This is a genomic window from Oceanisphaera submarina (assembly GCF_046521305.1).
Lineage (GTDB): Bacteria > Pseudomonadota > Gammaproteobacteria > Enterobacterales > Aeromonadaceae > Oceanimonas > Oceanimonas submarina.
Map to the genome: position 1 here is coordinate 14,309 of NZ_JBKGFN010000014.1, position 12,603 is coordinate 26,911.

General features: G+C 56.5%; 11 protein-coding genes. 3 read left to right on the plus strand and 8 right to left on the minus strand.

Going from position 1 to position 12,603, the window contains the following annotated elements:
* Nucleotides 1–37: 37 nt before the first annotated feature.
* On the minus strand, nt 38–541 hold the full coding sequence (gene lrp / locus ACLEIV_RS13470) for a leucine-responsive transcriptional regulator Lrp (RefSeq protein ID WP_239552505.1): 504 nt from the start codon (nt 539–541) through the stop codon (nt 38–40).
* A gap of 657 nt (nt 542–1,198) precedes the next feature.
* Here lrp and trxB point away from each other — a divergent pair.
* Nucleotides 1,199–2,152 (plus strand): thioredoxin-disulfide reductase, encoded by a 954-nt coding sequence (gene trxB, locus ACLEIV_RS13475; protein WP_410457155.1) that lies wholly within the window; start codon nt 1,199–1,201, stop codon nt 2,150–2,152.
* A 155-nt stretch (nt 2,153–2,307) separates the two neighbouring features.
* On the opposite strand, the gene ACLEIV_RS13480 is transcribed toward trxB, so the two are convergent.
* The 3 genes from ACLEIV_RS13480 to ACLEIV_RS13490 all read right to left on the minus strand — a co-directional run bounded on the left by ACLEIV_RS13480 (nt 2,308) and on the right by ACLEIV_RS13490 (nt 5,898).
* A complete protein-coding gene (locus ACLEIV_RS13480; RefSeq protein ID WP_410457156.1) occupies nt 2,308–3,771 on the minus strand; it encodes a sodium:solute symporter family protein in 1,464 nt (487 codons plus the stop codon).
* Between the two features lie 373 nt (nt 3,772–4,144).
* Nucleotides 4,145–5,356, minus strand: coding sequence for a M24 family metallopeptidase (locus ACLEIV_RS13485; protein ID WP_410457157.1), 1,212 nt, complete (start codon nt 5,354–5,356; stop codon nt 4,145–4,147).
* A gap of 167 nt (nt 5,357–5,523) precedes the next feature.
* A complete protein-coding gene (locus ACLEIV_RS13490; protein WP_410457158.1) occupies nt 5,524–5,898 on the minus strand; it encodes a diacylglycerol kinase in 375 nt (124 codons plus the stop codon).
* Between the two features lie 203 nt (nt 5,899–6,101).
* Here ACLEIV_RS13490 and ACLEIV_RS13495 point away from each other — a divergent pair, with 203 nt between their 5' ends.
* The gene (locus ACLEIV_RS13495) at nt 6,102–7,808 is read left to right on the plus strand and encodes a phosphoethanolamine transferase (RefSeq protein ID WP_410457159.1); all 1,707 of its coding nucleotides are present in this window, start codon (nt 6,102–6,104) and stop codon (nt 7,806–7,808) included.
* On the opposite strand, the gene ACLEIV_RS13500 is transcribed toward ACLEIV_RS13495, so the two are convergent.
* From ACLEIV_RS13500 to ACLEIV_RS13515, 4 genes are all read right to left on the minus strand, one after another.
* The gene (locus tag ACLEIV_RS13500) at nt 7,790–9,043 is read right to left on the minus strand and encodes a sensor histidine kinase (RefSeq protein ID WP_410457160.1); all 1,254 of its coding nucleotides are present in this window, start codon (nt 9,041–9,043) and stop codon (nt 7,790–7,792) included. The genes ACLEIV_RS13495 and ACLEIV_RS13500 overlap by 19 nt on opposite strands.
* A gap of 1 nt (nt 9,044) precedes the next feature.
* Entirely contained in the window at nt 9,045–9,719 is a 675-nt protein-coding gene (locus ACLEIV_RS13505; RefSeq protein ID WP_410457161.1) for a response regulator transcription factor, read from the minus strand.
* Between the two features lie 9 nt (nt 9,720–9,728).
* On the minus strand, nt 9,729–10,463 hold the full coding sequence (gene lpxH / locus ACLEIV_RS13510; protein WP_410457162.1) for a UDP-2,3-diacylglucosamine diphosphatase: 735 nt from the start codon (nt 10,461–10,463) through the stop codon (nt 9,729–9,731).
* A gap of 75 nt (nt 10,464–10,538) precedes the next feature.
* A complete protein-coding gene (locus ACLEIV_RS13515; RefSeq protein ID WP_410457163.1) occupies nt 10,539–11,036 on the minus strand; it encodes a peptidylprolyl isomerase in 498 nt (165 codons plus the stop codon).
* Nucleotides 11,037–11,187: 151 nt separating this feature from the next.
* Between ACLEIV_RS13515 and cysS the strand changes: the two genes are divergently transcribed.
* Entirely contained in the window at nt 11,188–12,567 is a 1,380-nt protein-coding gene (gene cysS / locus ACLEIV_RS13520; protein ID WP_410457164.1) for a cysteine--tRNA ligase, read from the plus strand.
* The last annotated feature ends 36 nt before the right edge of the window (nt 12,568–12,603 follow it).

Below are 12,603 nucleotides of genomic sequence, written 5' to 3' on the forward strand. Positions count from 1 at the left end.
GGCATAAAAATACCAGAGCCGGGCACAATAGCACAGCTTATCGGGTATTTATCACCAGACGGTTGCTCTGTTTCACTTCTTCCATCACCACATAGGTGCGGGTATCGTTCACCCCCGGCAGACGCAGCAGGGTTTCACCCAGCAGCTTGCGATAGGCGGACATGTCCGCCACCCGGGTCTTGAGCAAATAGTCGAAATCGCCGGACACCAGATGGCATTCCTGAATTTCTTCCAGCTTCTGCACCGCGTCGTTGAATTCGTCAAACACATCCGGTGTGCCGCGGTTAAGGGTAATTTCGACAAAAACCAGCAGCGAGGCATCCAGAAACTGTGGGTTGAGAATGGCGGTATAACCTTCGATATAACCCTGACGTTCCAGACGACGCACCCGCTCGAGGCAAGGCGTGGGGCTTAACCCTACACGCTTGGACAGCTCTACATTGGAAATACGGCCGTCTTGCTGCAGTTCATTGAGTATGTTGCGATCGATACGGTCGAGCTCTTTGGCCGGCCTGCTGTTCAAATCCAACACTTCATCCATCCTTTGACTCATTTTCGATACATTCCACTATGAACATTAAACCTGTATGGCACGAAACCATATTTTTGTCTTCTGTGCAATACGTCTGTCGGTCTGAAACGGAATTTTCAACCAACAGCCGGGTTACCGGTGTAAGGTTGATTTACGTCTGCAGAACTACAACAGATAAATAAAAAACCATAAAAATCGATTTATTATACACAGACAGCTTTTAGTATCTTAACACGGCATATGGTAAACAGGTAGCACATACGTTTGACAATAGTATAAAAAAGCTATGATTCTTAAATTTTTATGCCTTGTTATGGCTATTTTAACTACCAGGATGCTGATCAAGCAGTTTATCACTAGAAATCAGCTGACCTCTCTTTTATCCTGCCAATTTACCGACCTATTCCCTATAAAGCACAACAAATATGGCTGCTATCGGTTATTTATCCGGTTCAATAACAAACCATCTCTGGACATCAAATAAAGTGGTTATATTGCATAACTATTCGTTATAACAATTCACCTTTATTTTGTTGCCATGATCACCAGTTAATTGGATACAAATATGATGAAAACAATCGTTTTGTTACGCTTTATTCCCTCTGGCCTATCCCCTACAATCGAGGGCACTTTTTATCTGCCTATTTGCCAAGGTTGGAGAGACAAATGAGCCAAGCCAAACACGCCAAACTGCTTATTCTGGGTTCTGGCCCTGCAGGGTATACCGCCGCCGTCTATGCGGCCCGCGCCAACCTTAATCCGGTACTGGTGACCGGTATTCAGCAAGGTGGTCAGCTGACCACCACCACAGAAGTGGAAAACTGGCCGGGTGACGCCGAAGGACTGACAGGCCCGGCGTTAATGGATCGTATGAAGGAGCACGCCGAACGTTTTGAAACCGAGATCCTGTTCGACCATATCAACAGCGTGGATCTGCAGCAACGTCCATTCCGTCTTAAAGGCGACGACGGAGAATACAGCTGTGATGCCCTGGTGATCGCCACCGGCGCCTCCGCCAAATACCTGGGTCTGCCCTCGGAAGAAGCCTATCAGGGCCGCGGCGTCTCGGCCTGCGCCACCTGCGACGGTTTTTTCTATCGCAACCAGAAAGTCGCCGTGGTCGGCGGTGGCAATACCGCAGTGGAAGAAGCGCTGTATCTGTCCAACATCGCCGCCGAGGTACATCTGGTACACAGACGCGAACAGTTCCGTTCCGAGAAGATCCTGATCGACCGGCTGATGGACAAGGTAGAGAACGGTAACATAGTACTGCATACCAACCGTACCCTGGACGAAGTACTGGGCGACGAAATGGGCGTGACCGGTGTTCGTCTGAGAAATACCCAGACCGATGCCACCGAGCAGTTGGAGCTGGCCGGTGTCTTCATCGCCATCGGCCATCAGCCCAATACCCAGATCTTCGAAGGCCAGTTGGAAATGGAAAACGGCTATCTCAAGGTGCAGTCCGGCCTGCATGGCAATGCCACCCAGACCAGCATCGAAGGTGTGTTCGCCGCCGGTGACGTCATGGATCACGTTTATCGCCAGGCCATTACCTCCGCCGGCACCGGCTGCATGGCAGCACTGGATGCCGAACGATACCTCGACGGTCTGAAGTAAAACAGCAAGAAAAACGGCGCCATTGATACAGCGCCGTTTTTGATCAAAAAGTCGGATAAGTCAATGTGCTTGGGATGAGCCCCATGAAAAAAAGCCCGGAATATCCGGGCTTTTTTTCATGGGGCTGTTTTCATTCGACAAGCAAGCTAGTGGTATCAGTAGCTCCGTGCCATGGCGGCGGACGCCTTCTCCTGGGTCAGCTTGCTCACCGCCACGTAGATGACGCTGGAAGCCAAACAACCGTAAAGCGGCCCTTCTACCCAGCCCACATCGGTGAACAGCAGGAAGCTGCCGCTGGTGACCAGGCCGGTCAACATGGCGGCCAGGGCGCCACAGGCGTTGCCCTGCCAGAAGGAAGAAATAAACACCGGGCCTATCATCACCGCCAGCAGGGTGCCGGAGCCCAGAATGCCCAACCAGGACAACATGAAGGGCGGCGCGAACAACATCATCAGGAAACCGACCACACCAAGAATCGCCACCCAGCTGCGGTTGATCCACAAGATACGATTGTTGCTGGCGTTACTGTTGGGGAACAGTGCGGTACGCAGATCGTGAGACGCGGCACTCGACACCGTATGCAGCAGCGAGTTGGCGGTGGACTTCATCGCGAACAGGATGAACAGGGTGATGATCCCCGCCAGTGCCGGGTGCAGGAAGCTGGCCAGATAAGCCGGCATGGCCTGATCCGAGTCGGTCAGTTCGGGATGAGCGATACGCACATAGAGGCCGATAATCGGCACCAGGCTCAGCAAACAACCCAGAGGCGCAACCCAGATAGCCACATGATGCATCTTCACCGACGGTTTGAACGCCAGGAAGCGCACCGCCATATAAGGCAATACCGCGGTAAACAGGAAGGCATAGGGCAACACCAGGAACACCGAGCTCCTGCTCTCGCCGTAAGGCGCCGCAGTAGACGGATTGAGCAGTTCAGGATTGACCGCGTTCAGCCGTTCCACAAACTCGGTCAGGCTGACGTCGGTAAAAATCTGCACCATCATCACCACGGCGCCGATGCACATGCCCACCACCATCAGGGTATCGGTCCAGGCCACGGCGGCCAGACCACCCAGCATGGTGTAGAGGATGATAACCCCTATCATCAAGATGGCACTTTCCGTCAGACCGATGCCCAGCCAGGAAGCTCCCAGCAGACCCACGGCCTTGATCTGACTGGTCAGGAACACCAGCAGCAGCACTATGGTAATGACGGCGGCAACACCCTTGACCCAGCGTTCGATCCGCGAACCGCCACCGTGAACCTGAGACACATACTCGGGGATGGTGCAGCTGCCCAGCTCTTCAGCCCGCTTGCGCAGGAAATTGGCAAAATACAGCACGGCAATCACCATGGCCGGGGCAAAGAAGAAGTTACCCAGCACTTCTATCGAACCAAACTCGTAAGCCACCCCGGGGGAGCCCATGAAACCCCAGCCGCTGAAGCCGGTGGCCACTATGGTACCGGCACCGACGAAGGGTCCCAGGCTGCGACCCGCGACCAGAAAGCCGGCGGCGTCGCTGTCTTTAATTGCCCTACTCGACAAATAGCCGATCAGGATCAAAATGCCAAAAGACCCCAACAGCAGAGACCAGTTCAAAAATTGATAATCTTCCATCACAAATTCCCTTTAATTTATATTTGTCCGATAAACTTCCTGCATGTTCAGCTGCTACGACCGTCTTGGTGGATGAACTCCCGGTAGCCGTAAGCCAGTACGGACCAGACAATAATCGTGACATTCAGATAAACGAACCATTCCATGGTCCAGGATTGAGACAACATGACTTCTACCTCTTCTTGAGCGGCGTATCGCTACGCCGGTTGCACATTCCCTGATTCCACCGGCAAATGCCGGCCTCACCAGAAGTAGTCTGGTAATAACGAGTCTCTCTTTATTACCAATGGAGGGGTTTATAACGATGGGCAGGAGCCCATAAGCGGGCATCTGTTACAACAGGGGCCCGCCTGAACCGGCGAGCCCCTATCAATTAGCCCTTGATGATGTTGTGCTCTGGACCGAACGGGAAGCGGGTGATGTTCTCCACGCCGCTGTCGCTGATCACCAGGATATCGTGTTCACGATAACCACCGGCACCCGGCATGCCTTCCGGCAGCATGATCATCGGCTCCATCGACACCACCATGCCCGGCTCCAGTACCGTTTCGATATCTTCACGCAGCTCCAGACCCGCTTCGCGGCCGTAGTAGTGACTCAGGGTACCGAAGGAGTGACCGTAACCGAAGGTGCGGTACTGCAGTGCATCCTGCTCGGCGAAGATTTCGTTCAGCTCATGCGCGATGTCGCAGCAGCGAGTACCGGCCTTGATCAGCTCCAGACCGCGGCGGTGTACCTTGCAGTTCAGCTCCCACAGCTCCAGGTGACGGTCGGAGACGTGCTCGCTGAACAGGGTCCGTTCCAGCGCCGTGTAGTAGCCACCGATCATCGGGAAGGTGTTCAGGCTGAGTATATCGCCGGCTTCAATCTTGCGGCTGGTCACCGGGTTGTGGGCGCCGTCGGTGTTGATACCGGACTGGAACCAGACCCAGGTGTCCATCAGCTCGCCATGGGGGAAGGTGCGGGCAATTTCGCGCACCATGGCCTGAGTACCGGCCAGGGCCACTTCGTATTCCGGCACGCCCACGCCGATGGCGTCACGGATGGCGGCGCCACCCACATCGGCCACCCGGGCACCCTGCTTGATAAGCGCGATTTCTTCCGCCGACTTGAACATGCGCATCTTCATGGTGGGCACGCCGATATCGACGAATTCGGCTTCCGGCAGCGCGGCTTTCAGCTTGTCCAGGTTTTGCAGGTTGATGTGGTCGAACTCCACGCCCACACGCCGGGCGCCGCCAATCAGCGACTTGACCGCATGGAAGAAGTTGTCTTTCTGCCAGTCGGTGTACACCAGGTTGTCACCCAGGGCGTTGCGGCGATAAGGCTGGCCGCCGTCGATGTTGGCGGTAATGGTGGTGTGAATGTGCTGGGTCACGGCCAGGCCGTAGTCCCGACCGAAGCGGCAATAGACGAAGTCACTGAAGTAGTTGATGTTGTGATAAGAGGTAAACAGCACGGCATCGACGTCGTTGGCGGCCATGTAGCTGCGCAGCCTGGACTGGCGTGAAACCATTTCTTCGTTGGAAAACATGCCCCGGACTTTGTCGCCGTTGGGAATATTCAGGGTCTGTGGCATTTGCATGATAAGGCTTCCTTCCTCTATGACAGTAACAGGGTTGATTGCGCCGCTGGAACAACCGGACTTAGCGCATGACCTGATACTAAGTTCGGCTTTGTCATAATAGAAATGAATACTTTAAATCCCATCATTAACAACGTTAATGTTGTGTTGCACTAAAGTGAAAATAGTTAACCCACACACAGGGCATCAAGTAACACCAGACCCCATACCAGCCCCATCAGTAGCATGGTCAGCAGCACCGCCGCCGAGCCCATGTCCTTGGCCCGGCCCGACAGCTCGTGATGTTCGGGGCCGATACGATCCACCACCGCCTCCAGCGCCGAGTTGAGCAACTCCACTATTGGTATCAGCATCAGGCTGCCGATCAGCAGCAGGGTTTCCACCAATCCCGGGCTCCAGATCAGCGCCACCGGCAGCAGCACCGCCACCAGCCAGCATTCCTGACGAAAAGCCGCTTCATGACGATAGGCGCTCTTCAGCCCCTGCAGTGAATAGCCGCCGGCGGCGATGATACGCGCCAGGCCTGTTTTTCCCGGTTTCATAGGCTGAAGTTCCGTTGGTTTGTGTTGTTAAGGGCGTCGATTATATGCCGAAGCGTCCTGCGCCAGCCAGCAAGGGCCCATCATGATGCGAGGCCGGTGAAAAAAAGGTCGAAAAACGGCGGTGAGATTTGACCTTTTTTTCACCTGCCGGGGCATAGCATGGAGTGATAGCCATTACTTCACCTCTGACAGGGAGCCTGCCCATGGCCTCATTAACCGAGCATTCAAACACGCCGACAACAAGGCGAAAGGCCGCAAAAAGCGGGCTGTCGCTGACGCCGGTCCGCTTTGTCTTTTTCGTCTCCTGCTACTTTTTTCTGGTGTTGAATCTGGCCCTGCTGGCCAGACTGGGCACCATTATCGGCAGCCTGGATCAGGTCCGGCTGGGGTTCGTGCTCACCATCCCCTTGTTCTTCGTCGCCTGCTTCAACGCCATCTTCAGCCTGTTCACCGTCTTTCGTTGCGAGAAACCGGTGATAGTCACCTTCATCCTGGTGTCATCCCTGCTGAGTTACGCCATGTATAACTACGGCACCATCGTGGACCGGGACATGATCGTCAATATTCTGGAAACCAACAGCGGCGAGGCCAAGTCCTACCTTAACCTCAGCGCCGCGCTCTGGTTTGTACTGACCGGCGTCTTGCCCGCGGCCCTGGTGCTGAAACTGAACATCAGGCGCAGCAGCGTCATCGGAGAGCTGTTGATGAAGCTGGCCTCCATCATGGTATCGGTGTTGGTGGTCCTGGTCATAGCGGCGTTCTACTACAAGGACTACGCCTCGGTCGGGCGCAACAATGCCTACCTCAACAAGATGATCATTCCGACTCACTTCGCCCACAGCCTCTATGGCTATGTGAACGAAACATACTTCAAGGAAGACATCCCCTACCGGACGCTGGGTGAAGACGCCAGACTGATAGGAGCGACGCAGGATGGTCGCAAAAAGCTGCTGGTGCTGATGGTGGGCGAAACCGCCCGGGCCGCCAATTTTCAGTACGGGGGTTATGAGCGTGACACCAATGCCTTTACCCAGCCGCTTGGGGTCACCTATTTCCGACAGGTGTCATCCTGTGGCACCGCCACGGCGGTGTCGGTGCCCTGCATGTTCTCGCGCCTGTCACACAGGGATTTTTCCGACACCTTGGCAGACAACCAGGACAATCTGATGGACATAGTACAAAGAGCCGGCATCGATACCCTGTGGCTGGAGAACGACGGCGGCTGTAAAGGCGTCTGTGGTCACATCAAGACCATCGAATTCAAACCCGATGCCGCCAATCCGGTGTGTGACGGAGACTATTGCCAGGATCAGGTGCTGCTGGACGGGCTGAGCGCCCGGCTCGATCGGCTAAGCGAGCAAAACAACATCATAGTGCTGCACATGGTCGGCAGACACGGCCCTACCTATTACAAACGTTATCCCGCCGGGTTTTCCCACTTTCAGCCGGATTGCCAGCGCAGCGATATCCAGAATTGTGACGCCCGCCAGCTGAACAATACCTATGACAATACCCTGTATTATTCCGATTACATCATGAGTGAGGTTATCAAATTATTAAAACAACACCAGGACATAAGTACCGGCATGTTGTATGTGTCGGATCATGGAGAGTCACTGGGTGAGTCGGGGCTTTATCTGCATGGCATGCCCTATTCGCTGGCCCCCACGGAGCAGACCCATGTCCCCATGTTGACCTGGTTCTCCGACACCTTCGCGGCCGACAAGCAGCTGGATGAGCAATGTCTGGGGCAGGCAGCCCATGCCAAGGCCTATTCGCACGACAACCTGTTTGATTCCATCCTGGGTTTGATGGACGTGTCGACCGACCTCTACCGACCGGAGCTGGATATATTCAACGCCTGTCGCCACCAGGGTCGACTGGCGCTGAATCAGGCTTCGTCAAAATAGACCGTCACCCGGGTGCCGGCGGCCTCATTGGGCGATAACGCCAACCGCCAGCCCTGGTGCTCACAGATACGCTCGACGATCGCCAACCCCAGTCCGAAGCCCGTGGGGTTGGCCTCGCTGACCCCACGGGTGCACGCCTGATCCTGCAAAGCGTCGGCAATACCGCTGCCGGTATCGGACACCTGCAGATAATGCGCATCCAGCCGGAGACGAATTTCTCCCTCGGCGGTATGCTGCATGGCATTGCGCAACAGGTTATTCAGCACGGCTATCATCATGGTCGCCGGGCGCTCCCCCACCTCGCCGTTCACCTCAAGGGTCAACATCAGTCCTCTGGCATCGGCCAGCGGTTGCCAGTCCGCCAGTTGCCGGGCGGTGATGTCCGCCAGGGGCATGGTAACACCACTACCGGACAGCGCGTCGGGGGTGCGGGACAGTTGCAGGAACAACTCCGTCTGCTGCTGCATTTGCTGCAGGGCGCCGTCGATGCGCTGCAACTGGCGCAACAGGGTCGCTTGCGGCTCGCTTTCCTTCAACATGTCGACCGCCCCCCGAATGACCATCATGGGGGTGCGCAGCTCATGGCTGGCGTTGGCAGAAAACTGCTGCTCCCTGAGCAGCAACTCATTCACCCGCAGCACATAACGGTCGAAGCTGCGCGCCAGCTGGCCGGTTTCATCATCCGGGTAGTTCATCTCGAGTCGGTGGCCGGGCTGCTGCGGCAAGGTAGCCACCTCGGTCGCGAGTCGCGACACCGGCTGTAATATCTGTCGGCTCAAGCGCCGGGACAAGATGAAACCCAGCCCCCATACCAGCAGAACACCGAGAGTCACTCCCGCAAACACCATCAACTCGTAACGCTCGAACTCGCTCTGATCCTGTACCAGCACATGTATCCAGCCGCCGTCATGACGCACGAACAGGTTATAGGCCCTATCTGGCAGCAGCACCTCGTGTCCGCCCTGGGGATAGCCGCGAAAGACCTCCGGCAACAGCCGCTGATCGGTCCGGGGCAACTTGTAGTAAGTCGTATCGGTCATCGGCAACAGCAGCGGCGTGGTAACCGTCTCATGATTGCGGATCTGGTCACTCAGATCGCTTTGCAGATGATTGTAAAAGAGGGTGTCTTCAAACCAGAAGATCAGCAGCACCATGCCCACTGCCGCCAGCGAACTGGTGGTCACTATCACCAGGTTCAATACCAGTTGCAACCGGGACTTGATGGTCATTTTCATCTCAATCCTCCCCGCCCACCAGCCGGTACCCCTGGCCGTGCACGGTTTGCAGCAAGGCGCGCTCGAAAGGTTTATCCAGCTGGCTTCGCAACAGATAAATGTGGGATTTGAGGCCGTCGCTCTCGGGCGGATCGTCGCCCCACAACTGGTCAGTCAGAGTCTCTCGGCTCACCACATGGGGTGAGTGACGCATCAGTATCTCGAGCAGCTTCAGGCACTTGGGGTTGAGGCTAAGCAATTGTCCGCCACGACTGGCCTGACGACTGTCGAGATCCAGGCTCAGATCCGCCACCTTCAGCCGCCGCACCTGTTGTTTCTGGCTGCGCTTGAGCACCGCCTGGATACGCGACCACAGCTCGGGCAGGGCGAAGGGTTTCACCAGATAATCATCGGCTCCCACTTCGAAGCCGCCGAGTTTGTCGTCCAGGGTATCCCGCGCGGTCAGCATCACCACCGGCAGCGGATTCTGCTCGGTGCGCAACTGGCGGCACAACGCCAGGCCATCCATTCCCGGCAACGACAGATCCAGCACCAGCAGATCATATTCCCGTTGCCGGATCTGATTCAGGGCCGCCGCGCCGTTGTACATGGCATCCACCACACAGTGTTTCAGGCTGAGGTAATCGACGATATTCACCAGAATATCCGGATTGTCTTCTACCACCAGTATCCGCATCTTGGCTCCTCAGCCTGCCGGCAGGGGTCTGCTCTGTAATTCCACCTCTTTGGGCGTCACCACCAGCACACTGCCCTGAGTGTACCAGTCGCCGAGCACGATGCGCTGGCCGGGCTCGTCCTCGATATAAAGCTGATGAATGGCGGGTCTGTGGGTATGACCGTGAATGAGCGAATGCACCTTGTAACGCTGCATTTGGCGCTCTACCTCGGCCTGATTCACATCCATCACCTGCATGACCTTCACTTCCTTTGACTGAGCGCTTTTGCCGCGAATGCCGTCGGCAATCCGCATCCGCCGACCCAGCGGCAGTCGCAGAAACAGCCATTGCAGCCAGCGCCAGCGGGTGATGCGGCGATAACGCTGATAACCGGCATCGTCGATGCATAGAGTATCGCCATGCATGATAAGCGTCGGCTCGCCGTAGAGATCGATGACCTGATGTTCCGGCAGCAGCGTCATGCCCGCTTCGCGGGCAAACCGGCGGCCGACCATGAAGTCCCGATTGCCGTGAATGAAATAGACGGGAGTGCCCTGCTCGGCGCAGGCCCTGAAGGCCGCGGCCACCTGCCGGTTCAGTTCACTCGGTTCGTCGTCACCGATGGAGAACTCAAACAAGTCCCCCAGTACATACAGTGCCTCGGCCCGGTGCGCTTCTTCCCGCATGAAACGCAGAAAGGCGGCGGTAATGTCCGGACGACCGGCACTCAGGTGCAAGTCGGCAATAAAAAGGGTTCGGGACATTGAACGGGATTCCTGGATACAAAGACGACAATGCCCGCCATGGCGGGCATTGGTACAAAACTGGCAAAAACAGGATTACTCGCTGACGGTCACGCCGGTGATCAGCACGTCGTCCATCGGTACGTCCTGGTGCACGTAACCACGGGTGCCGGTGGCCACGCCCTTGATCTTGTTGACCACGTCCATGCCTTCAACCACTTCGCCGAACACGCAGTAGCCATAACCCTGGCTGGTGGCGGACTTGAAGTTCAGGAAGTCGTTGTCGTTGACGTTGATAAAGAACTGGGCGGTGGCGGAATGCGGTTCCATGGTACGGGCCATGGCGACGGTGCCCACCTTGTTGGACAGGCCGTTGTCGGCTTCGTTCTTGACCGGGGCACGGGTTTCCTTTTCTTCAAAGCCGGGGCCGAAACCGCCGCCCTGAACCATGAAACCGTCGATGACGCGGTGGAACAGGGTGTTGTCGTAGTGGCCGTCGCGGCAGTATTGCAGGAAGTTGGCAACGGTGTCCGGGGCCTTGTCGGCGAACAGATTCAGGGTGATGTCGCCGTGGCTAGTGTGCAGTGTGACCATAATAGTTATCCAAATAGTAGGTTCAGAGCTCGATTTTAGCGCAAGCGGCCGCTTTAGCGAACCCCTGCCGTCGCAAGGCTTGCACCGAATGGCCATTAAAGGTTCAATAGTGCTGTTCTCTCTACCTCACACCTCACCAAGACGTGGAATCATGCTGAAAATCTACAACTCCCTGACCCGACAAAAAGAAGAATTCATCCCTCTGGTACCCGGCAAGGTCGGCATGTACGTCTGTGGTGTCACCATTTACGATCTCTGTCACATCGGTCATGGTCGCACCTTCGTCGCCTTCGACGTGGTCACCCGCTATCTGCGTTATCTGGGCTTTGATCTGACCTTTGTGCGCAACATCACCGATATTGACGACAAAATCATCAAGCGGGCGGCCGAAAACGACGAAAGCTGCGATGCCCTGACCGAGCGGCTGACCGCCGACATGTACCGGGATTTCGACGCGCTGCATATCGCCCGACCCGACCTCGAGCCCCAGGCCACCCAGCACATTCCCGACATCATCAATATGGTGCAGAAGCTGATCGACGACGACCATGCCTATCTGGCCGACAACGGCGACGTGCTGTTTGCCGTGAACAGTTTTGCCGACTACGGCAAGCTGTCGGGCCAGAATCTGGAGCAGTTGCAGGCCGGGGCCCGGGTCGAAGTAGAGCAAAGCAAGCGTAATCCGCTCGACTTCGTGCTGTGGAAACCGTCCAAGCCTGGCGAACCGAGCTGGGAATCCCCCTGGGGCCCCGGTCGTCCCGGTTGGCACATCGAATGCTCGGCCATGAACGGCAAACACCTGGGCAAACATTTCGACATTCATGGCGGCGGTTCCGATCTGCAGTTCCCCCATCACGAAAACGAAATCGCCCAGAGTTGCTGCGCCAACCACAGCCCCTACGTAAACACCTGGATGCACTCGGGCATGGTGATGGTGGATCAGGAAAAGATGTCCAAGTCACTGGGCAACTTCTTTACCATTCGTGACGTGCTGGGACACTTCGACGGCGAAACCATCCGTTATTTCCTGCTGTCTGGCCACTATCGCAGCCAGCTCAACTACTCGGACGACAACCTGAACAAGGCGCGCAGCGCGCTGGAGCGCTTCTATACCGCTCTGCGTGGCCTGCCGGTAACCGAAGCGGCCGGTGGCGAGGAGTTTGTTGAACGTTTCAGGACGGCGATGAACGACGACTTCAACACTCCCGAAGCCTACTCGGTGCTGTTCGATCTGGCCCGCGAGATCAACCGCCTCAAGGGCAAGGACGACACGACTGCCGCCGGGCTGGCCGGTCGACTGCGTGAGCTGGCCGGAGTGCTGGGTCTCTTGAGTCAGGATCCCGAGACCTTCCTGCGCGGTAACACCGGCCCCGATGACGAAGTCGCCGAGATAGAACGTCTGATCCAGGCTCGTCTGGATGCCCGCAAGAACAAGGACTGGGCCGCCGCCGATGCGGCGCGCGACAGCCTCACCGCCATGGGCATAGTGCTGGAAGACGGCCCTCAGGGCACCCTCTGGCGCCGCAAGTAAGGCCAGGCTTCTGGCTGTTCGCCCTCGGCGACAGAG